The 23355-nt window shown below is 59.5% G+C and carries 23 protein-coding genes; 21 read left to right on the forward strand and 2 right to left on the reverse strand.

Annotated elements, in window-relative coordinates; all coding sequences use genetic code 11:
- Positions 1-177 precede the first annotated feature (177 nt).
- Positions 178-858, reverse strand: coding sequence for a tRNA (N6-threonylcarbamoyladenosine(37)-N6)-methyltransferase TrmO (tsaA, locus tag PG722_RS06865; RefSeq protein WP_270580062.1), 681 nt, complete (start codon positions 856-858; stop codon positions 178-180).
- Positions 859-1000: 142 nt separating this feature from the next.
- On the opposite strand from tsaA, the gene PG722_RS06870 reads away from it, so the two are divergent.
- From PG722_RS06870 to PG722_RS06880, 3 genes are all read left to right on the forward strand, one after another.
- Complete coding sequence (locus tag PG722_RS06870) at positions 1001-1681, forward strand: response regulator transcription factor (protein ID WP_110435133.1); 681 nt, start codon at positions 1001-1003, stop codon at positions 1679-1681.
- Positions 1682-1684: 3 nt separating this feature from the next.
- Entirely contained in the window at positions 1685-3136 is a 1452-nt protein-coding gene (locus tag PG722_RS06875; RefSeq protein WP_118647949.1) for a sensor histidine kinase, read from the forward strand.
- Positions 3137-3498: 362 nt separating this feature from the next.
- On the forward strand, positions 3499-5127 hold the full coding sequence (locus tag PG722_RS06880) for a trypsin-like peptidase domain-containing protein (RefSeq protein WP_270580063.1): 1629 nt from the start codon (positions 3499-3501) through the stop codon (positions 5125-5127).
- 282 nt (positions 5128-5409) lie between these two features.
- Here PG722_RS06880 and PG722_RS06885 read toward each other — a convergent pair whose 3' ends face one another.
- Positions 5410-6612, reverse strand: a complete 1203-nt coding sequence (locus PG722_RS06885; protein ID WP_270580065.1) for an ATP-binding protein — start codon at positions 6610-6612, stop codon at positions 5410-5412.
- A gap of 266 nt (positions 6613-6878) precedes the next feature.
- On the opposite strand from PG722_RS06885, the gene PG722_RS06890 reads away from it, so the two are divergent.
- The 18 genes from PG722_RS06890 (at position 6879) to fmt (ending at position 23300) form a co-directional block, all read left to right on the forward strand.
- Entirely contained in the window at positions 6879-7127 is a 249-nt protein-coding gene (locus PG722_RS06890; RefSeq protein WP_158576187.1) for a putative Se/S carrier-like protein, read from the forward strand.
- A gap of 1 nt (position 7128) precedes the next feature.
- Positions 7129-8256 carry an aminotransferase class V-fold PLP-dependent enzyme gene (locus PG722_RS06895; RefSeq protein WP_270580066.1) on the forward strand — a complete coding sequence of 376 codons (1128 nt, stop codon included), beginning with the start codon at positions 7129-7131 and terminating at the stop codon, positions 8254-8256.
- Between the two features lie 459 nt (positions 8257-8715).
- Positions 8716-9534, forward strand: coding sequence for a diadenylate cyclase CdaA (gene cdaA, locus PG722_RS06900; protein ID WP_270580067.1), 819 nt, complete (start codon positions 8716-8718; stop codon positions 9532-9534).
- The gene (locus tag PG722_RS06905; RefSeq protein ID WP_270580068.1) at positions 9531-10901 is read left to right on the forward strand and encodes a CdaR family protein; all 1371 of its coding nucleotides are present in this window, start codon (positions 9531-9533) and stop codon (positions 10899-10901) included. The genes cdaA and PG722_RS06905 overlap by 4 nt, the downstream gene beginning before the upstream one ends.
- A gap of 5 nt (positions 10902-10906) precedes the next feature.
- Positions 10907-12478: an NAD(P)/FAD-dependent oxidoreductase gene (locus PG722_RS06910; protein WP_270580148.1), complete on the forward strand. Its 1572-nt coding sequence runs from the start codon at positions 10907-10909 to the stop codon at positions 12476-12478.
- A gap of 185 nt (positions 12479-12663) precedes the next feature.
- Entirely contained in the window at positions 12664-13077 is a 414-nt protein-coding gene (locus PG722_RS06915) for a SoxR reducing system RseC family protein (RefSeq protein WP_158557324.1), read from the forward strand.
- A gap of 117 nt (positions 13078-13194) precedes the next feature.
- The gene (locus tag PG722_RS06920; RefSeq protein ID WP_270580069.1) at positions 13195-14127 is read left to right on the forward strand and encodes a DUF5685 family protein; all 933 of its coding nucleotides are present in this window, start codon (positions 13195-13197) and stop codon (positions 14125-14127) included.
- Entirely contained in the window at positions 14114-14746 is a 633-nt protein-coding gene (locus tag PG722_RS06925; protein ID WP_110435122.1) for a J domain-containing protein, read from the forward strand. The genes PG722_RS06920 and PG722_RS06925 overlap by 14 nt, the downstream gene beginning before the upstream one ends.
- A 1-nt stretch (position 14747) precedes the next feature.
- Positions 14748-15254, forward strand: coding sequence for a hypothetical protein (locus PG722_RS06930; RefSeq protein ID WP_270580071.1), 507 nt, complete (start codon positions 14748-14750; stop codon positions 15252-15254).
- An 18-nt stretch (positions 15255-15272) separates the two neighbouring features.
- Complete coding sequence (locus PG722_RS06935) at positions 15273-16148, forward strand: YicC/YloC family endoribonuclease (protein ID WP_117751693.1); 876 nt, start codon at positions 15273-15275, stop codon at positions 16146-16148.
- Between the two features lie 30 nt (positions 16149-16178).
- Positions 16179-16442, forward strand: a complete 264-nt coding sequence (locus PG722_RS06940) for a DUF370 domain-containing protein (protein ID WP_110435119.1) — start codon at positions 16179-16181, stop codon at positions 16440-16442.
- Positions 16435-16992 (forward strand): guanylate kinase, encoded by a 558-nt coding sequence (gmk, locus tag PG722_RS06945; protein ID WP_118761042.1) that lies wholly within the window; start codon positions 16435-16437, stop codon positions 16990-16992. The genes PG722_RS06940 and gmk overlap by 8 nt, the downstream gene beginning before the upstream one ends.
- 69 nt (positions 16993-17061) lie before the next feature.
- Positions 17062-17460: a DNA-directed RNA polymerase subunit omega gene (gene rpoZ, locus PG722_RS06950; protein ID WP_118285692.1), complete on the forward strand. Its 399-nt coding sequence runs from the start codon at positions 17062-17064 to the stop codon at positions 17458-17460.
- Between the two features lie 3 nt (positions 17461-17463).
- Positions 17464-18660: a bifunctional phosphopantothenoylcysteine decarboxylase/phosphopantothenate--cysteine ligase CoaBC gene (gene coaBC / locus PG722_RS06955; protein ID WP_270580073.1), complete on the forward strand. Its 1197-nt coding sequence runs from the start codon at positions 17464-17466 to the stop codon at positions 18658-18660.
- 132 nt (positions 18661-18792) lie between these two features.
- Positions 18793-21243: a replication restart helicase PriA gene (priA, locus tag PG722_RS06960; protein ID WP_270580074.1), complete on the forward strand. Its 2451-nt coding sequence runs from the start codon at positions 18793-18795 to the stop codon at positions 21241-21243.
- Positions 21244-21278: 35 nt separating this feature from the next.
- Positions 21279-21878, forward strand: a complete 600-nt coding sequence (locus PG722_RS06965) for a GNAT family N-acetyltransferase (protein WP_270580075.1) — start codon at positions 21279-21281, stop codon at positions 21876-21878.
- Positions 21879-21882: 4 nt separating this feature from the next.
- Positions 21883-22374: a peptide deformylase gene (def, locus tag PG722_RS06970; protein ID WP_116704623.1), complete on the forward strand. Its 492-nt coding sequence runs from the start codon at positions 21883-21885 to the stop codon at positions 22372-22374.
- Positions 22374-23300, forward strand: a complete 927-nt coding sequence (gene fmt, locus PG722_RS06975) for a methionyl-tRNA formyltransferase (protein WP_270580076.1) — start codon at positions 22374-22376, stop codon at positions 23298-23300. Before def ends, fmt begins: the two co-directional genes overlap by 1 nt.
- Positions 23301-23355: the final 55 nt, after the last annotated feature.

Below are 23355 nucleotides of genomic sequence, written 5' to 3' on the forward strand. Positions count from 1 at the left end.
CAGTTCGCGTCCCCCGCTCAGCCGGTGCAGAGAAACAGGCTGCCGCCCGGAAAGGGCGAACACGCCTGCGCAGTTCACGTCCCCCGCTCAGTCGGTGCAGAGAAACAGGCTGCCGCCCGGATTGGGCGAACTGCCTGCGCGGTTTGTGCGCCCCGTGTAAAATTTACCGCAGAATAGTTAGCGACTCTCGATTTGCCGAACGGTCAGCAAGTCACCTTCCACGGTGAATTTGACCTCAAATCCCGCAAACGGGAAGCCGTACACGCGACCCGGCTCGTGCTGATAGCCCGGTCGGGGGTCTTGTGCGAGCACGTTCAGCAGGGTTTGACGGCGTTCCTGCGGCAGCTTTTCGAGCAGCTGCGCCGGACACTTAACCCGCACCGCATCGGTCGTCAGCGCAAAACCGCCGCGTGCCTCCGGATGCGAATCCGTGTACGCAAGGTACGGCTTGATGTCGAAAATCGGCGTGCCGTCCATCAGATCCGCGCCCGAAATGTGCAGCACCGGACCGTCCGGCGTGTTGGGCTCCACGCGGTCAAGGCGCACCGAGGACAGCCCGATCTCGTTCGGCCGGAACGGCGAGCGCGTCGCAAACACGCCGATGCGCTTGTTGCCGCCCAGCTTGGGCGGGCGCACAGTCGGGGACCAGCCGTCACGCACGGCTGCCGAAAACTGCCAGATGAGCCACAGGTGAGAGAAACCCTCGATGCCGCGCAGCGCATCCGCGTTGCGGTATTCCGGCTCGAATACAATGCGCGCCGGTACGTCCGCCAGTCCGCTCTGCCGCGGAATGCCGAATTTGGTGGGGAAATCGCTGCGTATCCGCGCAATAATGTGCATTTCTACCGTCTGTGACATAAAAATTCTCCTTTTGGGTGATATATTCAGTATAGCACAGGAACTGTCAGGTGCAAAGCAGTGTTTTACAAAATGTTAATGCATTCCACCTCAAAACGCGCTATAATAGAATCAGATTAAACTGGGAAAGCAGGGGAGAACTATGCCCAAGAAGATATTGATCGTAGAGGACGAGGCCAACATCCGTGAGCTGCTGCGCCTGTATCTGGAGCGCGAAGGCTACACAGTGCTTGAGGCGGAAAACGGCGTGGAGGGCATCAAAAAGTGGAAGTCCGACAAGCCGGACATGCTGCTGCTCGATGTGATGATGCCGGTGATGGACGGCTGGGCGGTCTGCAGGGAGATCCGCGCGGAGAGCGATGTGCCGATCATCATGCTGACGGCCAAAGGCGAGACCGCAGACCGCGTTTCCGGTCTGGAGATGGGCGCGGACGACTACATCGTCAAGCCGCTCGAAATGCCGGAGGTCATTGCGCGCGTGCGTGCGGTATTCCGCCGCATGGCGCCGGATGATGCGCCCGAAAAGCTGTCATTTGACAATCTGGTGATCGACAAGCAGGCGTATGATCTGGTCATCAAGGGCAAGCGCGTGGATGCGCCGCCGAAGGAGATCGAGCTGCTGTACTTCCTCGCCTCCAGCCCGAACCGCGTGTTCACCCGCGCACAGCTGCTCGACGATGTATGGGGCTTTGACTATTTCGGTGACACGAGAACGGTTGACGTACACGTCAAGCGTCTGCGCGAAAAGCTGGAGGGCGTTTCGGACAAGTGGGAGCTGAAAACCGTATGGGGTGTCGGCTACAAGTTTGAGACCAAGGAGTAAGCCATGGGCAGACGCAGTTTTTTCTTCAAGGACTATGTGGCCCACCTGATTTTGATCGTGTGCGCGTTTGCACTGGCCGGCGTGGTGTTCTGCTACCAGATGAGCAGCTACGCGCTGCACGCCAAGCAGACCGAGCTGCGCACGACCGTGCAGAGCCTTGCCGAGCAGAGCAAGCTGCTCGAGGGTACGGACTCTGACGTGATCCGTCAGATTTACGTGCTGTCTATCGCGCGCGTGGCGAAGGAGGACGAGCTGACCGTGCTCATCACGGACGCGGACGGCAACATTGAAATGGGCGCCAAGCCGGACGGCACGACCTACACGCTGCCCGGCTATCATATCTCAAACGAAGTGGTTGCGGAGATGCACAAAAACGGCAGTTATGCGTCTGTCGGGTCACTCGGCGTGCTGAGTGAGTCCTCGTTTTACACGGTGGGCACCTGCGTCAAGGATGATAACGGCGATGCGGATTTGATGATCTTCGTCTCCACGCAGGACCCGAATTCGGCAGGCGTGGTGCGTCACTCGACGCAGACGCTCGTGCTCATCCTGCTGGTGACACTGGCGGTCATGCTGGTGATTTCGTTCATGATCTCGCAGCACTTCACGCGTCCGCTCAAGACGATTGCCGCCGCCGCCAAGGAATTTGCGGGCGGCAACTTCGATGTGCGCGTGCCCGAGGACAACCGCTGCTACGAGATTGACGAGCTGGCGGTCTCGTTCAACAACATGGCGCGCGACCTTGACCAGCTCGAGGAGCTGACCCGCGGCTTTATTTCCAACGTCAGCCACGAGTTCAAGACCCCGATGACGACCATCGGCGGCTTTGTGGACGGCATGATCGACGGCACGATTCCGCTCGACCAGCGCGACAAGTATCTGAAGATCATCGCGGAGGAGACCAAACGCCTGTCCCGCATGGTAAACCGCATGCTGGATGCCGCAAAAATTCAGTCCGGCGAGCTGATCCTCAGTCCGGCGCCGTTCGACTTTACCGAAATGACGGCGCAGATCCTGCTCTCGTTCGAGCAGAAGATTGAGAAAAAGAAGCTGGATGTGCAGTGCGATCTCGAGGAACGGCTGACCGTTATGGGCGACCGCGACCACCTGTACCGCGTGGTGTACAACCTGACCGATAACGCGGTAAAGTTCATCGAGGACGGCGGTACGCTGAGGCTGAAGGTCCATCAGGAGGGACAGCTGTGCGTGTTCGCCATCAGCAACACCGGTATCGGCATCTCGGCGGAGGATCTGCCGCATGTGTTCGACCGCTTCTACAAGACCGACCGTTCGCGCTCGATGGATAAGACCGGCGCAGGTCTCGGCCTGTATATTGTGAAGAACATCATCAACCTGCACGGCGGCGAGATCTCCGTCCGCTCGGGCGGCGGCGAAACCGAGTTTGAGTTCACCCTGCCGCTCGCACCGGAGCAGAACCGACAGAATAACGCGTAAAAAGTGGCTTCCATGTGCTATCACTGTGCATGGAAGTCCTTTTTCTGCATGTGCTGTATTGAAGCGTTTCGCGCGGCAGCGCACATGAAATAGCATTTGCTCTGCAAATGCTCAAAAAGGGGGAGCATGTATCACCATTTTTGGACTTCTGGAGGGAGAAAGTTTCTGAACAGGAACTTTCGGACGACTTTGGAACGGCCCACGGTCCGTTCCTCTTGTCGGCGAAACTGTAGTTTCGCGACAGGCAGTGTTCAAAAAATATTCATATTGTTTTCAACAAACTGCCACATTGAGAAACTATGATAGAAGCATCAACAGAGGGAACAGAATGGTCCCGCGAATAACAACAGGAGGTCAGTATCATGGACGACTTCAACATGAACAACAAAACACCGCTGAACAGCAGCGATCAGAATAACGAACAGCCGACCGCCGAAACCCGGAACACCGCACCGCAGAGCGAGCAGCCGATGCAGCAGCCGCAGGAAGAACAGCCTGCACAGGCACCGCAGAACGACCAGCCGCAGGCAGAACAGCCCGCACAGGCACCGCAGAACGACCAGCCGCAGGCAGAACAGCCTGCACAGGCACCGCAGAATGACCAGCCGCAGGCAGAGGAGCCGCGCACGCCGTTCCAGACGCCGGTGCAGCATCCGGAGTTCCATCAGGCGCAGCAGCAGACCGGCTTCGGCGAGGTTCCGCCGATGAGTCAGAAGCCGCACACCCCGAAGAATAAAAAGCACAGCAGAGGCTTAGCGCTTGGTCTGTGCGGTGTAGCAGCTGCGTGCCTGCTGTTTGCAGGCGGCGCCGTTGTCGGCAATATGGCGTTCGGCGGCAATGCAAACAACAATTCGGGCACAACGGCTTCCGATTCCTCGGATTCCGCGCCGACGCTGCAGATCAACAGCAAGCCGGAGTCTGATTCGAGCAATTCCTCGGACAACTACGACACCGCGGACGGCATGGCCGGTGAGGATATCTACAAAAAGGTCAATCCGTCGGTCGTATCGGTTATCTCCACCACCTCTGAGGGCACGGGCAGTGGCTCGGGCGTCATCATGAGCAAGGACGGCTACATCATCACCAACAACCACGTTGTGGACGGCGCGCAGTCGGTTTCCGTACAGCTGAGCGACGGCACCTCTCTTGATGCCGAGATCATCGGCACGGATGAGCAGACCGACCTTGCGGTCATCAAGGTAACACCGACAAGCGACCTGACCGCCGCAGAGTTCGGTGACTCGGATGAGCTGGAGCCGGGCGAGTATGCCTACGCGATCGGTTCTCCCGGCGGTGTACAGTTTGCGAACACCATCACCGGCGGCCGTATTTCCGCTATCAACCGCGATCTGACCGTCAATGACCGTGTTATGACGCTGATTCAGACCGATGCTTCCATCAACAACGGCAACTCCGGCGGCGCACTCATCAACAAGTACGGTCAGGTGGTCGGCATCACGTCCGCTAAGCTGTCCGGCAATGCGTTCGGCAGCGCCACTGTTGAGGGCATGGGCTTTGCCATCCCGATCAACACCGCCAAGGATATTGTTGATGAGCTGATTCAGAACGGTTACGTTTCCGGCCGTCCGTCCATCGGCATCACCGGCCAGAACGTCGAGTCCGCGGACGGCAAGGTGTCCGGCGTGCAGGTATATTCCATTGATTCCCGCGCAAAGGCAGCCAGTGAGGGTCTGCAGGTCGGTGATGTCATCACCGCCGTTGACGGTACTCCGACCCCGGACATGGATAAGGTAAACGAACTCAAGCAGGATAAGAAGGCCGGTGACAAGCTGACGCTGAGCGTATACCGCATTTCGACCGGCAAGACGCTCAATATCACCATCACGCTGACCGATTCGCACGACCTCGAGGGCGATGACCCGAATGCCCAGACCCAGCAGCGCCAGAGCAGCCAGAGCGATAATTCGCAGCAGGATGACGGCTACGGCAGCTATCGGTTCTCCAGTCCGTTTGGTTCGTTCGGCTGGTAAATAATTGAGGATTGAAAATGGAGAATTGATGTAACGGTCAGCCATTCTCCATTTTTTCATTTCGAGAAATATAATAGAGCGGTTTTCCGTAGGGTGCCGCAATTCACCTTGCCGCACCCTACGGTAGAGCGTATGCAATACCCAAAACATTCCGAAACAACGGAAATGGTTCCACAATAGCAACAAAACGCAGACCTATGATTTTAAGGTCTGCGTTTTGTTTTATTTAGATGCAGAAATGAAAAATGAAATCATTCTCCATTCTCCATTCTCCATTTTCAATTACTTCCCATACTGCTCCGCCAGCTGCTGGCTGATAAACTGTCTTGCGGTACGCGGCGAGCGGCCGTTGCGGCGCAGCGCGAAGCGCTCTGCAAGCAGGTGCAGCTCGTCGATATCAAGGTTCAGGTCGTTCTCCTTGGCCAGCTGCTCGACGATGTACAGATACTCGTCCTTATCCGGCACGGAGAAGGTGATCTCCAGACCGAAACGGTCGGACAGCGAGGTAACGGTCTCGAGGGTATCGCGCACGCGCACCTCATCGCCCTGACGGTCGGCCATGCTCTCGCGGATGAGATGACGGCGGTTGGACGTTGCGTAAATGACCAGATTGGACGGCTTTCCGGCCAGACCGCCCTCGATGAACGCCTTGAGCGCGGCAAAGTTGTCGTCCTCGCGGCTGAAGGTCAGGTCGTCGAGGAACACGATGAAGCGGAACGGCGAACGCAGGGTCTGCTCGAACAGCTTGGGGAAGTTGGTGATATGCCGCGGAGACATCTCGATGATCTTCAGGCCGCGGTCGGCGTACTCGTTGGCAACCGCCTTGACGGTCGAGGACTTGCCGGTGCCCTTGTCGCCATAGAGCAGGATGTTGTTGGCGTCGCGTCCGTCGAGGAAGGCAAGCGTGTTCTTGAGGATCTTCTGCTTCTGCATCTCGTAGCCGGGCAGGTCGTGCAGACGGATGGCGTCCGGATGCACGATCGGGGTCGCCGAGCCGTCGTCCTGCATGGCAAACGCCGAGGACTGTGCGAAGAAGCCGTAGCCCTCCTCGCGGTAGTAATCGGCAAGTGCCGCACCGGTGGAGAACGGAAGCGAATCCGCAGCCTCGAAGTCCGGCAGATCCTCGAGGGCAGGCTCGTAGAATTTGTCCGCTGCGGCGGACTTGAAGGCTTCGCCGTCGAGCGCGAGCAGAGCGTTCAGCACGTCCAGATCGTGGGTTGCGGCGTTGAGCACAGCCGCTTCCGGTGCATTGATGGTATCGGTCAGGGTGTTGGTGTCAAAGTGCACGACGTCGAGCACTGCCTGCGCGATATCGCCGCAGGAGAAGCGGGTCGCGCACAGTGCGCCGTAGCGGTCGGCAAAGTCGGCAGCTGTGCCGTCGAGCGCGGTCAGCGCGTCACTGTAGGCGCGCACCAGCGGATGGGGGAGCAGTCCGCGCAGCACGGAAAGCGCGCGCAGACGCAGGGAAAGGGCGGAAAGCTCCATTGTTTTCAGCTCCAGTCGGGATTGTAGTTTATAACCTAATCAGCATAGCACACTTTTTCGCTCATTTCAACATAGTATGAGGGGAGAAACCTTAGGGCAACACCGCACAATTAAAGCTGCGGCTCCTTGCGCAGGCTCCGGTCGCGCTGCCGAGATTTCACGGTAATACATCAAGTATTACCGCAAAGCTGCGCCTCGTCAGTTCGCAAAATTTACTCACAAATCGCTCTTGTTCAATTATGCGGTATTGCCTTAGTTTCTCAGAATTGGGAGGGAGGAGTGCCCTTATGGGCGGTTATGCGCTGTTGATCTGCCGCAGTCAGACCGAGGCTATCGGCCTGCGGCGGCATTTGGCGCGGTTGGGTGTACCGGGAGAGGTCGCGCGCCCGCCGCGTCACGAACGAACCGAATCCTGCGGATGGGCGGTGCGCGTGAGCGCGCAGCAGGCGGACTGGGCTGTGCATCGGCTGCGGCAGCTTGGTGCGCCGCCGTGCCGCGTGCTGCGGGAGGACTGACATGATCTATCTGGATAATGCTGCCACCACCTTGTATAAGCCGCGGGCGGTCGAGCAGGCGATTCGCCGTGCGATGTACGGCGCGGCAGGCTACGCACGAGGCGGCTACGCGGCAGCCGATCGAGCGGGAGAGCTGGTGTACGCCTGCCGGGAGCAGGCAGCGGCGCTGTTCGGCGTGGGCGAGCCGGAGCGAGTTATTTTCACGCTGAACGCCACGCATGCGCTGAATATTGCGATAAATGCGCTCGTAAAACCGGATTCCCGCGTCATTGTGAGCGGTTACGAGCACAATGCGGTCATGCGGCCGCTGACGGCTCGAAATATCGAGCCGACCGTGTTGGATACGCCGCTGTGGGACGGCGCGGCTATGGTTTCCGCGCTGAAACAGGCGCTTGTGCAGGGCGCCGACTTGATGATACTCAGCCACGTTTCCAACGTATTCGGCAGCATTGCGCCGCTGGACGAAATCGCGGAATTGCTGACGGCGGCAGGCGTGCCGCTCATCCTGGATGCGTCGCAGTCGGCGGGCGTGGCGGAGATTGACGTAAAGCGCTATCCGTGTCTTGCGGCGGTGTGCATGCCCGGACACAAGGCGCTGTACGGACCGATGGGCACGGGCATTCTGCTGGCGCTCGACGACCGGATTGCCGCGAAGCCGCTGCTGACCGGAGGAACGGGCAGTCTCTCCGAGGAGCTGCACCAGCCGGATTTTCTGCCGGATGCGCTCGAGAGCGGCACGCCGAACGTGCCCGGCATCGCGGGACTCGCGGCGGGCATCGCCTTTGTCCGGGCGGTCACGCCGGCGCACATTGCCGGGCAGGAGAGACGGCTGGTGCATGAGCTTGCCCGTGCGCTCTCCCGCGAAAGCAAAATCGAGTGCTTTGCCGGAAAGAAGCAGACCGGCGTGCTGTCCTTCCGCGTTCCCGGCACGCCGAGTGAGGTGCTCGCGGATATGCTCTCGGACGAGGGCGTGTGCACCCGGGCGGGGCTGCACTGTGCGCCGCTCGCGCACCGGACGGCGGGCACGGAGGACACCGGAACCGTGCGGCTGTCCCTGTCGTTCTACTCGACGGCGCGGCAGCTGGAGCAGGCCGCAGACAAAGTTTGCAGATTGGTAAAAAAACTGTGAACACGCTATACAGAAAGCCGGATTTGTGGTAGTATAAGTAAGGTAAAACATGGCTTTCTGTAAAGGTAACAGACTGCGGCTTGTCGAAAAGAAGTCTGTGCTTTACCGATTTGTTTTTTCTTCGCGCGTCAGCGCGCATAAAATAGAATTTGCTCAGCAAATTCATAAAAAGCGGGAGCATGTATCGGCGCAGCGCGGCCAAGAAGCCGCGCAAGGATAGCGCTGGTTTTTATGCCCTGAGAGGGAGAAAGTTTCCGAATGGGAACTTTCGGACGACTTTGGAACGGCCCACGGTCCGTTCCTGTTGTCGGCCAAACCGTGGTTTGGCGACAGCCAAAAAATGAGGAGCAAGTTAGGATAGGTGACAAAATGGGAGCGCTGCAAAATGTATTCTCACCGAATTTATCATGGCGGACCATAATAAGTTCTTTTTTCAGTGCGTTTGATCAATTCCGCACAATGACGCCGATCGACGTGGTGGATATCCTCGTCGTGGCGTATATCATTTACCGTGTTATGAAGCTGCTGAAGGATACCAGCGCCGCACGACTGGCCAAGGGTATTCTTATTCTGGTGCTTATCATGCTGTTCGCCAGCTTCCTGCGTCTGACCATGATCTCGTGGCTGCTGCGCAACGCGCTCAGCGTCGGCGTATTCGCCGTTGTGGTCATTTTTCAGCCGGAGCTGCGCCGCCTGCTCGAGCAGATCGGCAAGGGCAACCTCAGCCGCATGCTGATTCCGGATACCGACCCGAATGTGGTAGAGAGCATGATCGTTGCAACCGTTTCCGCGTGCGCGGATATGTCTAGGACCAAGACCGGTGCGCTCATCGTGTTCGAGCGCAAGGAGCGTCTCGGTGAGATCATCGCCACCGGCACGAGAGTGGACGCAGCACCGTCTGCCGAGCTCATCAAGAACATTTTCTTCAAGAACAGCCCGCTGCATGACGGCGCCATGATCGTCCGTGCCGGACGGGTGTGCGCTGCAGGCTGCGTGCTGCCGCTTTCCGGCAATCAGGGTCTGTCGCGCGACCTCGGCACGCGCCACCGCGCGGCTGTCGGCATGAGCGAGACCGCGGACAGCGTGCTCGTCGTTGTCTCCGAGGAGACCGGCGCGATCTCTGTCGCCATCGGCGGCATGCTCAAGCGCCATCTGTCGCCCGAGATTCTGCAGAAGATGCTCGAGAGCGAGCTGCTCGGCGATGAACTCAGGAACAGGAACGAAAAAAGCCGTATTGCCGCCATCCGCGACAAGTGGAAGGGAGGTGCCGGCAAGTGAAGAAGAATTTTATCAAAAAGCAGGATTTTCTGCTGAAGCTCCTGTCGCTGGCGCTGTCTATCGTTCTGTGGGCAGTTGTTATGGATATTGACAATCCTGAGCGCAACATGCGCTTTGACGATGTGCCGGTGCGCGTCATTGGTGCGTCGCAGCTGAAAGCATCGACCGGTCTGGAACTCATCGAGGGCGAGAACACAACGGTCACTGTCAGCCTGCGCGGTCAGAGCAAGAGCGTCGGCGAGGTCCGCGCCAGCCAGATCACCGCAACGGTGGATATCTCGGGTCTGACCGAGGCGAATGAATACGATCTTCCGGTCACCGTGTCGGTCAGCAAGTCCGGCGTGGAGACTAACTATGTCAATCCCGGCAAGGTGCACGTCCGCGTGGACCGCGTGGAGAGCAAGGATGTTCCGATCGAGGTCAATGTGACCGGCACACCGAGCGATGGCTACCGCGCAGGCAAGCCGACCGCGGCCACCAAAAAGGTCACCGTTTTCGGTCCGGCAACCGATCTGGCGCAGGTGGCCAAGGCGGTTGCAGCCGTGGATGTTACCGGCCGCAATTCCTCGCTGACCAACTACGAATGCAGGATAACCCTGTATGATCAGGACGGTGCGGCGTTCACCTCGAACTATATCACCAGCCAGACCGAAAAGATCAAGGTTTCGGTTCCGATCTACCGCGTCAACAACATTCCGCTGACCGTTACCCTCAAGGACGGCGGCAGCCTGACGCAGAATCAGGTGCAGTGCGTCATCGACCCGGAGAACGTAGAGGTTATCGCGAGCGATCAGGCGGTGCTGAGCGACATCAAGGAGATCAACCTCGGTGAGATCGACCTCGGCAGCGTCCACACGGGCACGCCGATCTCCATGTCCATCAAGGATAAGCTGCCGAGCGGCGTTTCGCTCGTCAGCGGTCAGCCGGAAACGGCAAACGTCACCATCTCGGTGGACGGTATTGCGACCCGCAAGGTTCAGGTCTCTAAGTTCGCGTGGAACGACACCGCGCAGGAGAATACGCCGTACAAGGTTTCCATCCTCACCAAGTCGGTCGAGATGGAGCTGCGCGGCAGTGAAAGCCAGCTGAAGAAGGTCGATGTGAATAACCTGTCCATCGGTCTGACATACGATTCGGTATCGCTCGGCGTTGGCAGGCACAAGGTCAAGGGCGTGGCTACGACCGTCGGTCTGCCGAGCGGCGTAACGCTCGTCGAGGAGGATATCGAGGTCGAGATTGAGATCACCGACCCGCATGTGTCGGATGAGACGATCACCTCGGATAAGACAGACAGTACAGACGATACGGACAGCACGGCCGCAGAGCCGACCGTGCACCGTACAAGAAAGGGCGGTGACAGCCAGTGAGCCTGATGGTAACCGGCATCCGTCTGCCGTTTGATCTGCCGGAGCAGGCCGCCGTTGCGGAGGCACGCCGGCTGACCGGTTTGACGGCAAACGACATACAAGCGGCGGTCTGCCGCGTCAGCATTGACGCGCGGCGCGGACAGATCAGCCGGGTATATTCGGTGCGTCTGGACGCGCCGTTCGACGAAAAGGCATTTGCGGAAAAACTGCAAATGCCCTTCGTGCGTTATAAACCCAATACGAAAATCGTCATTCCGCACGGCGAAAAGCGGCTCGAGCACCGTCCGGTGGTGGTCGGTCTCGGCCCTGCGGGATTGTTCGCAGCCTATGTGCTGGCAAAGCACGGCTACCGTCCGCTCGTGCTCGAGCGCGGCGGAGATCTGGACGAGCGCGACAAGGTCGTGGACGCGTTCTGGAAGGGCGGTGCGCTCGATACCGACTGCAATATCCAGTTCGGCGAAGGCGGCGCCGGCGCTTACTCGGACGGCAAGCTGACCACGCGCATCGGTGATCCGCTGTGCGACAATGTGCTGGAAATCCTTGCCGCGCACGGTGCTCCGGCAGATATCGTCAAAAAGGCGAAGCCGCACGTCGGCACGGATATCCTCAAGAATGTAGTTCGTGAAATGCGGCGTGAGATCATCAAAAACGGCGGTGAAGTGCGCTTTCGCACGCCGCTGACCGGCGTTTCGGTCAAAAATGGTACGCTCTGCGCCGTCGAGGCGGACGGGCAGGACATCGCCTGCGAGCGGGCGGTGCTGGCCATCGGCCACTCGGCGCGCGACACCTTTGCTGCGCTGCACGGAAACGGCGTGTACTTTGAGCCGAAGGCGTTCTCTGTGGGCGTGCGCATCGAGCACCTGCAGACCGAGATCGACCGCGCTCTGTACGGAAAGGCGGCGGGACATCCCATGCTGCCGCCTGCGGAGTACAATCTCTCGCGCAGAGCCGACGGACGCGCGTGCTATTCCTTCTGCATGTGCCCGGGCGGCGTGGTCGTTGCGGCACAGAGCGAGGAGAATACGGTCGTCACCAACGGCATGAGCTATCATGCGCGCGACGGCAAAAACGCCAACGCGGCGCTTGCTGTGTCGGTTGACCCGAAGGACTACGACGACGGAACACCGTTCGGCGGCGTGGCGCTGCAGCGCCGGATCGAGCACGCGGCGTACGTGCAGACCGGCTCGTACCGCGCGCCGTGCCAGAAGGTCGGGGATTTTCTGAACGGCAAGCCGACCCGAAAACTCGGTGCGGTCAAGCCCAGCTATCCCATCGGCGTGGAGCTGGGAGAGGCGGCAGCCTGCCTGCCTGACTTCGCGCAGACCATGCTGCGGGACAGCCTGCCGTATTTCGGCCGGAAAATTCGCGGCTACGACACAGCGGACGCGCTGCTGACCGGTCCGGAAACGCGGACCTCGTCTCCGGTGCGCATGACGCGCGGCGAGGACCTGTTCGGACTCGGCTGCAATGGCATCATTCCGTGCGGCGAAGGCGCCGGATACGCCGGAGGCATTATGTCTGCCGCCGTGGACGGAATCAGAGCGGCATTTCGGATTATGGAAGAGTTTGCAGATTGAGAATGGAAAATGGAGAATGGAGAATGAATGTGCCGCCCAAAGGGCGGAATTAAATAAATGCGCTTTGCGCATAACCTGTCGCAACGCGGACGGAACTCGCGCAAGGAGAGCGACATTTTCAATTCTCCATTCTCAATTTTCCATTACTGCAACCGGTTTTGAATAATAGAGAGGAAGATTTCAACGTGACCCAACAGGGAACCATCAAAAAGCTGCTGCCGAACGGTCTGGCAGAGGTCGAGGTAACGCGCCGCTCGGCGTGCGGCCACGACTGTGCCAAGTGCGGCGGCTGCGGCGGTCTGGAAACCCAGACGCTTTACGTTACCGCGCGCAATCACGCGCATGCGTCCGTCGGCGACCGCGTGCTGCTCGAGGGCGAGACCAAGCAGGTGCTCGGCTTTGCCGTGCTCGTGTATCTGCTGCCGCTCGTGCTGTTTTTTGTCGGCTACGGCGTCGGCGCAGGAATGAAACTTGGCGGCGGACTGTCCGCGCTCATCGGCGGCGTGCTGTTCATCGGCGGCATTCTGGCGGCGATGTGGTACAGCCATAAGCTGAAGCTCAGAAATGAAGCGCCGTTTGCCATCACCGAGCGGCTTTGATGTGGAATAGAGTCGGCGAAACCGTGTTTTCACGACAGGCAGTTTTAATTTTTTATGAATTTTCGCCAATTTTCCGCGTTCGCCCTTGTCAGATACGCAAAAGTTCGGTAAAATAGATTGAATACGAAAGTCCGTGCACACCGCACGGCGGGAAAGGGCTATGCGATGTTTGGCTTTATCCGTCCGGTGAAGGCCGAGTTGCGGGTGAAGGAGGCTGACCGTTTTCAGCAGGTTTACTGCGGCTTATGCCACACGATCCGCACAGAATACGGCAGATTTTACACCTTATTTTTAAGCTACGATATGACGTTTTTTGCACTTGTTGCAGGAAGTGAGGAGGCGGAGACTGCTCCGCCGTGCAGAAAACGATGCGACGCTTCTCCGTTTCGGCGGAAAAGCTGTGCCGAGACAGACGATGCACTTCGTCTGGCGGCGGACGCGAGCATCCTGCTGACCTATCACAAGTTTCAGGATGACCTGGCGGACGAAAAGGGCGCGAAACGCGCGCTTGCGGCGCTGCTGTGCCGCCTCGGCCGCCGCGGCTACGAGAAGGCACGCGCACGCATGCCCGAAGCGGACGAGGACATCCGGCAGGCACTCGAGGATCTGCGCTGTCTGGAGGCGGAACGCTGTCCGTCCATGGACCGTGCGGCGGATACGTCCTCGCGCATGACGGCTGCCGTTGTGCCGCACACCGGAGACACCCGCGAGCGTATTCTGCACCAGATGTTCTACCAGATCGGCAGGTGGATCTACCTTGTCGATGCGGTGCAGGACATCCAAAAGGATATGGAAGAGAACAGCTACAATCCGGTCGTTCTGCGGTACGAGCTGCAAACGCCGGACATCTCTGCGGTAAGGGAACCGCTCGAGCGCACGCTCGAACGCTCACTGGCGGATATCTGCATGGCGTTTGACCTGCTGAGTCCCCGGAGAGATGCGGACCTGATCCGCAATATCATTTTTCTTGGTATGCCGACCGTAACCCGACAGGTACTGAACGGCACCTACCAGACGAACGAAGGAAGGGGCAAACATGGATCCCTATAAAGTGCTCGGTGTAACACCGCAAACAAGTGATGATGACGTTAAGCGCGCGTACCGTGAACTGGCGCGCAAGTATCATCCGGATAACTATGTAAACAATCCGCTGGCAGATTTGGCCGAAACCCGCATGAAGGAGATCAACGAAGCGTACGACATGATCATGAACGAACGCAGGAATCCGGCGGGAGGCAGCAGCGGACAGCAGCAGAGCTATGGCGGCGCATACAACGGACAGCAGTACGGCGGCTATCAGCAGCGCACCTACACCGGTGCGAATGCCGCGCTGTACAGTCAGGTGCGGCAGGCCATCAATCAGGGCAACCTCGGCATGGCGGAGGCGCTGCTGCAGCGTGCCGCAGGACGGGATGCGGAGTGGTTCTATCTGACCGGCACGGTATACTACCGCAAGGGCTGGTACGATGAGGCCGCCCGCGCGTACACGCAGGCGTGTCAGATGGACCCGAACAACGCGGAGTATCAGCACGCGCTGCAGAATCTCCATCTGTCCGGCGGCTACGGCGGCTACCGGCCCATGCAGGAGACAAGCATGTGCGACTGCTGTGTGCAGACGCTCATCTGCAACTGCTGCCTGAACATGTGCTGCGGCGGAGGCGGCTGCTGATATGAGCACGCGCGAGATCGCCCGCGGCGGACTTCTGGCAGCGGCGGCCACGGCGTGGCTGTATTTCGGCGGCGTGATGCCGCAGATCGGACCGGCGGCCTGCCTGATAGCGGGTATCGCCTCGGCGATACCGCTGCTGCGCCGCGCGAACGTAAAAACGGCGGTGCTGCTGTACCTCGTCACCTCGGTGCTGGGACTGCTGCTGACACCGCGCAAGCTGATCGCGGCGGCCTATGTGCTGCTGTTCGGCCTGTACCCGATCGTGAAATATCTGATCGAGTGCCGTCTGCCGGTTTTCACGCAGCTGAGCGGCAAGCTGGCGTATTTTAACGTGGTGCTGGTGCTCGCAGCCGTTCTGGTAAGCTGCGGTCTGTTTCCGCAGGTGCAGATGCCGGGTATTTTCCGGCTCGCCGGACTGTGGATCGCGGCAAATATCGGCTTTATTGTATATGATATCGGGCTGTCAAAGGTGATCGCGCTGCTGCGCCGCACCTTGCCGCCCGAATAAGAAGGGAAAGAGATATCTATGAAGAGTATGACCGGCTACGGACGTGCCAAGCAGGAGCTGCACGGCAGAACCATCACAGCAGAGCTGCGTGCGGTCAACCACCGCTATCTGGACTGCACGGTAAAGGCTCCGCGTCAGTACGGCTTTCTGGATGATGCCGTGAAAAAGGCCGCTGCGGCGCGTATTGCACGCGGCAAGGTTGAGGTTTACATCGGCGTGGAGACGCAGGAGGGCGGCGACATTGCGGTTACGGTGAACCATGCGGTCGCGGAGCACTATCTGACGGCGCTGCATGAGCTGGCCGACAAGTACGGTCTGCGCGACGACGTGAGCGTGATGAGTCTGGCGAAGCTGCCGGACGTGCTCGGCTCCGAGCGCATCGAGCAGGACGCGGACGAGATGACCCGCGATGTGCTGTCCGTCTTTGGCGAAGCCTGCGACAATTTCGACGAAATGCGTACCCGCGAGGGTGCTAAACTGGCTGAGGATGTGCGAAACCGTGCGTCCGAGATCGAGCGCATGGTCGGTGAGGTGGAGGTCCGCTCGCCGGAGCGCGTGCGCGAGTACCGCGAGAAGCTGCTTGCCCGCATGAAGGAGGTGCTGGCGGATACGTCCATCGACGAGACCCGCATCGTCACCGAGGCGGCCATCTACGCGGACAAGACCGCCGTGGACGAGGAGACCGTGCGTCTGCGCAGCCATCTGCAGCAGCTGGACGGCATGCTGAATGAGGTCAAGCCGGTCGGCCGCAAGCTGGATTTCCTTGTGCAGGAAATGAACCGCGAGACCAATACCATCGGCTCCAAGGCAAACGATGTGTCCATGGCGCAGATCGTGGTCAATATCAAGAGCGAAATTGAAAAAATCCGCGAACAGATTCAGAATATCGAGTAATTTACAGTATATCGAGGAGTGAGGTCAGCGATGAAGCTCATCAATATCGGATTTGGCAATATGGTCGCTTCGTCGCGGCTGATCGCCATTGTCAGCCCGGAATCCGCACCGGTCAAGCGCACCGTGCAGGAGGCCCGCGACCGCGGCATGGTCGTGGACGGCACCTACGGCAGACGCACCCGCGCCGTGCTCATCATGGACAGCGACCATGTGGTGCTCAGTGCTCTGCAGCCGGAGACCGTTGCGGCTCGTTTTGCGGGCGAGACCGAGGAAGGAGAACCAGAAGATGCGTAAGGGAACGTTGTATGTATTCACCGGACCGTCCGGTGCAGGCAAGGGCACCGTGCTGTCCAGGCTGCTGAGCGAGGACGAGAAGCTGTTCTTCTCGATCTCCGCGACGACCCGTGCGCCGCGTCCGGGCGAAAAGGACGGCGTACAGTATTATTTCCTCACGAAAGAGGACTTTGAGGCGAAGATCGCCGCCAATGCGTTCCTCGAGCACGCGAAGTACGTGGATAACTACTACGGCACGCTGGAGGCTCCGGTGAACGAAAAGCTGGAGGAAGGCTATGATGTTATCCTCGAGATCGAGGTGCAGGGTGCGATGCAGGTGCATGAAAAGCGTCCGGATGCCGTGATGGTGTTCATTGCGCCGCCGTCGTTCGAGGAACTCGCGAACCGTCTGCGCGGACGCGGCACCGAGGACGAAGCCAAGGTGCAGAAGCGTCTGGAAACGGCGAAGGGCGAGCTTGCGCAGCAGGATAAATTTGATTACGTTGTCGTAAACGACACGGTGGAGCGTGCGGTTGAAGAATTGCACGGCATTCTCGCCAAGCGTCGATAAGCGACATTATATAAACAGAAACTTTCATAAAATAAAACTATATCTGGTAAATAAGGAGAACTGATTACTATGCTGAACCCTTCTATGCAGGAACTGATGAAACGAGTAGGCAACCGCTATCTGCTGGTAAACCTGGCAGCGCAGCGTGCCCGCGATATTGCCGATGAGGCAGAGGAAAAGGGCGAGCCGCTGCCGGACAAGGCTGTTAAGCTGGCGCTCGACGAGATCGCAGCCGGCAAGATCGTTTACCGTCCGGGTCCGCGTGTGGAGACTGCCATTCCGCAGAACAATGCCATTGCAGCTGCTATGGTTGACGTGGACGACACCCTTGATCTGGATGAGGACGAGGAGCACACCGACTCCGAGGCTGACGAGGACAAGGATGAGAATGCGGATGAGGTGCGCCGCCTGAACGAGTTTGACGACGGCTCTCTGAGCGACGGCGACATTCCGGAGGAGGACCTCTAAGCCATGCGTTTTGCAGGGAAAACGGTCGTTCTGTGTGTGACGGGCGGCATTGCGGCCTATAAAGCTGCCGATCTCACCAGCAAGCTGCACCAGAACGGCGCGACTGTCCATGTGCTGATGACCGAGTCCGCGGCCCAGTTTATCGCGCCGATGACGTTTGAAACACTGTCCGGCAACCGCGCGGTCGTGGATACGTTCGACCGCAGCTTTCCGTGGGAGGTGGAGCACATTTCGCTCGCGAAGGCGGCTGACGTGTTCGTGATCGCACCGGCGACCGCCAACGTCATCGCCAAGGCGGCGCACGGCATCGCGGACGACATGGTGACGACCACGCTGCTTGCCACCAAGGCGCCGGTCGTTGTCGCTCCCGCGATGAACACCGGCATGTATGACAATCCGGTGACGCAGGAGAACCTTGCTGCGCTGAGAAAGCGCGGCTTCCACATCATCGAGCCGGACGCAGGCCACCTCGCCTGCGGCGACAGCGGACGCGGCAAGCTGCCGGACACGCCGACGCTCCTCTGGGGCATTGAAAAGGCGCTGACCGAGCAGGATCTGGCAGGCAGGCACGTTCTTGTCACCGCCGGTCCGACACAGGAGGCCATGGACCCGGTTCGGTTCCTGTCCAACCACTCCACCGGCAAAATGGGCTACGCGATCGCGGCCCGCGCAGCCATGCGCGGCGCTGACGCAACGCTCGTTTCCGGACCGACCGCACTCGATACGCCGCACGGTGTCACGCGTGTGGATATTGTTTCCGCGCGGGATATGTACGACGCGGTGACGAGCCGCGCACCCGAGCAGGATTTCATCATCAAGGCTGCCGCCGTCGGTGATTACCGTCCGGCGCAGACAGCGGATGAAAAGCTCAAAAAGGGTGACGGCGAGATGAATATCGAACTGACCCGCAATCCGGATATTCTCGCCGCACTCGGCAAGGATAAAAAGCCGGGACAGCTGCTGTGCGGCTTTGCGATGGAAACGCAGAACCTTCTGGACAATGCCGAGAGCAAGCTGCGCCGCAAGAACTGCGATATGCTCGTGGCGAATTCGCTGCGCGATAAGGGCGCGGGCTTCGGCACGGATACCAATGTGGCTACCTTGCTGTTCAAGGACGGACATCGAGAGACGCCGCCGATGATGAGTAAGGAAGATCTGGCGGACCTGATTCTCGATAGACTTCTCTCGATGCAGGGTTAAAATCTGTTCCGTAGGGCACCCCGCCCTACGGTGTATTATCACATGGTTATATGGTGTTATACCGTGTGCAGAATGTTAAATTATTGTAGGGACGCGCATTGCGCGTCCAAAAACGAAAGGTTGGTGTGTTCCTTGGCGGAAAAAATCTGTGCGGCCGCCGTGGATGCGGCAACCTATGCCATCGACAAGCTATATTCTTACCGTGTGCCGGACGAGCTGCGGGAACAGGTGCAGATCGGCACCCGCGTTCTCGTGCCGTTCGGCTTTGGCAATAAACGGGCGGAAGCGGTGGTGCTCTCCTTCCGCGAGGATGCGGGCGAGTTCAAGCTCAAGCCCATCGTGGAGGTGCTGGACGAAACGCCGATTCTGACCGCCGAGCAGCTGAGACTCGCGGCGTGGATGCGGGAAAGATTGTACTGCACCTACTTCGACTGTGTACACGCCATGCTGCCCGCCGGCTTGTGGTTCAAGCGAAACGAGACGTACACGCTCGCGCCGGACGCGGATTTGGCGGCTCTGCGGGAGCGGGACGGCGAAGCCGGTCAGGTGCTGGCGCTGTTTGAGCAGCCGGGACAGACGCTCTCGGTGAGCGAGATACGCGAACGGCTCGGCAAAGGCGCGGGACAGACACTGGACGCGCTGGCAGGCGAGGGAATCCTCATCTACCACAGCAATACGGCGCAGAAAACCGGTGATAAGACCGAAAAAATGCTCCGTCTGGACATGGAAGCAAGTGAAGCCATGTCGCATATCAGCCGCCGCAGTCCGGCGCGGATGGACGTGGTGTCGCTGCTGTCGGACGGCGGTGCGATGAGCCAGAAGGAAATTGTCTACATGACCGGCGTGAGCGACGCCGCGCTGCGCGACATGACGAAAAAGGGCATCCTCCGCGCGGAATACGAGGAAGTGCTGCGCGCACCGGACTTTTCCGAGGTGCCGCGCGCCGCGGCTCCGGTGCTTTCGGCGGCACAGCAGCAGGCGTATGACGGCATGGCGGCGCTCATGGACGAAAACGCGCCTCGTGCGGCGCTGCTGTTCGGCGTGACCGGCAGCGGCAAGACGCAGGTATACCTGCAGCTGATCGCGCACGCGCTCGAGCAGGGAAAGAGCGCCATTGTGCTCGTGCCCGAGATCGGACTGACACCGCAGCTTCTGCGGCAGTTTGCCGCCCGATTTGGCGAAGAAGTCGCGGTTCTGCACTCGGCGCTGTCCGCCGGTGAGCGGTACGACAGCTTCAAGAAGATAAAAACCGGCAGAGCAAGGGTGGTCATCGGCACACGCTCGGCGGTGTTCGCGCCCGCGAAGAACCTCGGCGTTATCATCATCGACGAGGAGCAGGACGCGGCGTACCGCTCGGAGCAGTCGCCGCGCTACCATGCGCGGGATGTGGCAAAGTACCGCGCGGCACAGACGAACGCGCTGCTCGTGCTCGGCTCGGCAACACCGTCGGTCGAGACGTATTACGGCGCAAAACAGGGAAAATACCCGGTTTTCGCGCTCACCGAGCGCTTCCTCGGTGCCGGACTGCCCGAGGTCATCATCTCGGACATGCGCGGACTGGCACGCGAGGGACGGAGCGGCATCATCGGGCCTGACCTCGAGCGCGAACTGATCAGCACGCTCGAAAAGGGCAAGCAGGCCATCCTGTTCCTCAACCGGCGCGGCAACAGCCGCGTGATCGGCTGCGGCGTGTGCGGCTGGGTGCCCGAGTGCCCGTCCTGCTCGACTACCATGACCTACCATTCAGTGTCCGGCCGCGCGATGTGCCACTACTGCGGCGCATCCATCAAGATAACCGGCAAGTGCCCGGCCTGCGGCAGCACGAGCCTGTTCACCGAAACGCCCGGCACGCAGAAGCTGGAGGAGGAGCTGCATGAGCGGTTTCCGTCCGCGCGGGTGCTCCGCATGGACGCGGACACCATGACCGCCAAGGGCGCACACGAACGCCTGCTGAATCAATTCGGCAAAGGCGAAGCCGATATCCTTATCGGCACCCAGATGGTGACCAAGGGACTGGATTTTGAGAACGTCACGCTGGTCGGTGTGCTGGACGCGGACCAGAGCCTGTACGCGCAGGACTACCGCGCGCATGAGCGCACGTTTTCGCTCATCACGCAGGTGGTCGGCCGCGCCGGACGGCGATTTGACACCGGCCGCGCCGTGATCCAGACGTACAGCCCGCTGCATCCGGTCATCCTGACCGCCGCGCGGCAGGACTACGAGGCGTTCTACGAGAGCGAAATGCAGACGCGCGAAGCGCTTCGGTGCCCGCCCGTGTGCGACATCACCATGATAACCGCCGTCGGTGAACTGGAGCAGCAGGTGCTCAGCAGTCTGCTCGCGCTCAAAACGCGCTTGCAGAGCCTGATGGAAGGGCAGTTTGCCGATGTGAAAGCGCCCGTGCTCGGCCCTGCCGCGGCGCAGATGGTCAAGGTGATGGGACGGTATCGCTACCACCTCACCATCCGTGCGAAGGACTGCGCAAGATGGCGCAGGCTCATCTCGGGCGTGCTGCGGGAGTTTATGCAGGACGGTAAAAACCGGGGCGTTACTGTGTTCGCGGATTCCAATAATGAAATGTAGCAGTAATTGAGACCCCGGCAAAGAAGGTTAATTCAATGAGTAAATTTGTCATTCGCAAGGCAACAGAAAACGATGCAGAATCGCTTTTGAAGATTTACGAGCCTTACATAACGGATACAACCATCACGTTTGAATATGAGGTGCCGACGGCTGAAGCGTTTGCGGACCGTATCCGCGAAACGGCGGCTGCGTTTCCGTATCTCGTCTGCGAGTGTGACGGCGTTATCATGGGTTACGCCTACGCGCACCGCATTCGTGAGCGCGCGGCCTACGACTGGGATGCGGAGCTGTCCATCTATCTGGCACAGGGCACCCACGGACATGGTGTGGGCACGACCATGCTGGCGTGCCTGATCGACCTGCTCGAGCTGCAGGGACTGCGCCATCTGTACAGCTGCGTGACCCTGCCGAACGAAAAGAGCATCCGCATGCAGCGCAGACTGGGCTTTGCGGACGCAGGCGTGTGGCACGACTCCGGCTGGAAGTTTGACGGCTGGCACGATGTGGCATGGCTGGAAAAGCATATCGGCAGCGGAAAACCGCAGCCGGTGACGCCGTTTCCGGCGCTCGATGAGAAAAATATACAGGAATGTTTACAAAAATACATGGATAAGCTGAATCAAGTGGAGGAATAAAACAATGGCACTGAGAAAGATTTTGACCGAGGGCGACGAGCAGCTGCTCAAGCACAGCCGCAAGGTAGAGAAGTTTGACGACCGTCTGCACACGCTGATCGACGATATGCGTGAGACGCTCGAGAACTCCGGCGGCGTTGGTCTGGCAGCACCGCAGGTGGGAATCCTGCGCCGCGTTGTTGTGCTGCTGGATGTGAACAAGGAGCCGGAGGAGATGGTCGAGCTGGTAAACCCGGAAGTTATCGAGCAGAAAGGCTCCGAGCGCGTTGTCGAGGGCTGCCTGTCTGTGCCGGGCGTTTACGGCTATGTGACCCGTCCGACCTGGGCGAAGATTCGCGCACAGGACCGTTTTGGCAACTGGTTCGAGCGCGAAGGCGAGGGCATTGTAGCGCAGTGCTTCTGCCACGAGACCGAGCATCTGGACGGTCATCTGTTCACCGAGAAGGTCGAGGAGTATATCGACCCGGAGGCAATGCAGGGTGGTGACGAGGAATAATGCGTATCGTATTCATGGGCACGCCGGACTTCGCCGTGCCGAGCCTGCAGGCGCTCATCGATGCCGGACATGACGTCTGCGCCGTGTACACCCAGCCGGATAAGCCGCAGGGCCGCAAGCAGATTCTCACTGCACCGCCGGTGAAAACGCTCGCACTCGAGCATGATATTCCGGTTTTTCAGCCGAATACCCTCAAAAATGAGGACGAGCAGGCGCGTCTGCGCGAGCTGGCACCGGAAGTCATTATTGTTGTCGCGTACGGCAAGCTGCTGCCTAAGGCGGTTCTCGACATTCCGCCGCACGGCTGTATCAACGTGCATGGTTCGCTGCTGCCGCGCTGGCGCGGCGCCGCTCCGATCCAGTGGGCGGTCATCGCGGGCGATGAAATGGCAGGCGTTACCACCATGCAGATGGCGGAGGGTCTGGACACCGGCGATATGCTGCTCACCTATGAGACCAAGGTTGGCGAGAAGGAGACCGCAGGCGAACTTTTTGACCGTCTGGCGCAGTCCGGTGCGAAACTTTTGACCCAAACGCTCGTCAAATTAGATGAGATCGAGCCGCGTCCGCAGGACGATGCGCAGAGCTGCTATGCCCATATGCTGGATAAGCAGATGGCGGTGATCGACTGGAGCAAGTCCGCACATGAAATCGACTGCCTGATTCGCGGCCTGAATCCGTGGCCGATCGCGCTGACCATGCTTTCCGGCGAAAGACTGAAGGTGTTTGCCGCCGAAAAGGCAAACGGCAGGGGAGAGCCGGGCACGGTGCTCGAAGCCGACCCGAAAAAGGGGCTGACCGTGGCGTGCGGAGAGGGCGCGCTGGGACTGACCGAGATTCAGCTGGTCGGCGGTAAGAGAATGAAGGCGACGGACTTTCTGCGTGGGCACGTAATCGAAGTCGGCACTAAGCTGGGAGACGAATGAAAAAGCGTGAGGAGTGAAGAACGGAGAGAACGTAAGCTCCAATCTCCAATTCTCC

The organism is Butyricicoccus sp. OF27-2pH9A (genome assembly GCF_027693185.1).
Lineage (GTDB): Bacteria > Bacillota > Clostridia > Oscillospirales > Butyricicoccaceae > Agathobaculum > Agathobaculum butyriciproducens.

What these genes read in the sequence shown, in the direction of transcription:
- tsaA (WP_270580062.1), bottom strand. Translation starts at nt 858, where the DNA reads ATGTCACAGACGGTAGAAATGCACATTATTGCGCGGATACGCAGCGAT.
- PG722_RS06870 (WP_110435133.1), top strand. Translation starts at nt 1,001, where the DNA reads ATGCCCAAGAAGATATTGATCGTAGAGGACGAGGCCAACATCCGTGAG.
- PG722_RS06875 (WP_118647949.1), top strand. Translation starts at nt 1,685, where the DNA reads ATGGGCAGACGCAGTTTTTTCTTCAAGGACTATGTGGCCCACCTGATT.
- PG722_RS06880 (WP_270580063.1), top strand. Translation starts at nt 3,499, where the DNA reads ATGGACGACTTCAACATGAACAACAAAACACCGCTGAACAGCAGCGAT.
- PG722_RS06885 (WP_270580065.1), bottom strand. Translation starts at nt 6,612, where the DNA reads ATGGAGCTTTCCGCCCTTTCCCTGCGTCTGCGCGCGCTTTCCGTGCTG.
- PG722_RS06895 (WP_270580066.1), top strand. Translation starts at nt 7,129, where the DNA reads ATGATCTATCTGGATAATGCTGCCACCACCTTGTATAAGCCGCGGGCG.
- cdaA (WP_270580067.1), top strand. Translation starts at nt 8,716, where the DNA reads ATGACGCCGATCGACGTGGTGGATATCCTCGTCGTGGCGTATATCATT.
- PG722_RS06910 (WP_270580148.1), top strand. Translation starts at nt 10,907, where the DNA reads ATGGTAACCGGCATCCGTCTGCCGTTTGATCTGCCGGAGCAGGCCGCC.
- PG722_RS06925 (WP_110435122.1), top strand. Translation starts at nt 14,114, where the DNA reads ATGGATCCCTATAAAGTGCTCGGTGTAACACCGCAAACAAGTGATGAT.
- PG722_RS06930 (WP_270580071.1), top strand. Translation starts at nt 14,748, where the DNA reads ATGAGCACGCGCGAGATCGCCCGCGGCGGACTTCTGGCAGCGGCGGCC.
- PG722_RS06935 (WP_117751693.1), top strand. Translation starts at nt 15,273, where the DNA reads ATGAAGAGTATGACCGGCTACGGACGTGCCAAGCAGGAGCTGCACGGC.
- PG722_RS06940 (WP_110435119.1), top strand. Translation starts at nt 16,179, where the DNA reads ATGAAGCTCATCAATATCGGATTTGGCAATATGGTCGCTTCGTCGCGG.
- gmk (WP_118761042.1), top strand. Translation starts at nt 16,435, where the DNA reads ATGCGTAAGGGAACGTTGTATGTATTCACCGGACCGTCCGGTGCAGGC.
- rpoZ (WP_118285692.1), top strand. Translation starts at nt 17,062, where the DNA reads ATGCTGAACCCTTCTATGCAGGAACTGATGAAACGAGTAGGCAACCGC.
- coaBC (WP_270580073.1), top strand. Translation starts at nt 17,464, where the DNA reads ATGCGTTTTGCAGGGAAAACGGTCGTTCTGTGTGTGACGGGCGGCATT.
- PG722_RS06965 (WP_270580075.1), top strand. Translation starts at nt 21,279, where the DNA reads ATGAGTAAATTTGTCATTCGCAAGGCAACAGAAAACGATGCAGAATCG.
- def (WP_116704623.1), top strand. Translation starts at nt 21,883, where the DNA reads ATGGCACTGAGAAAGATTTTGACCGAGGGCGACGAGCAGCTGCTCAAG.
- fmt (WP_270580076.1), top strand. Translation starts at nt 22,374, where the DNA reads ATGCGTATCGTATTCATGGGCACGCCGGACTTCGCCGTGCCGAGCCTG.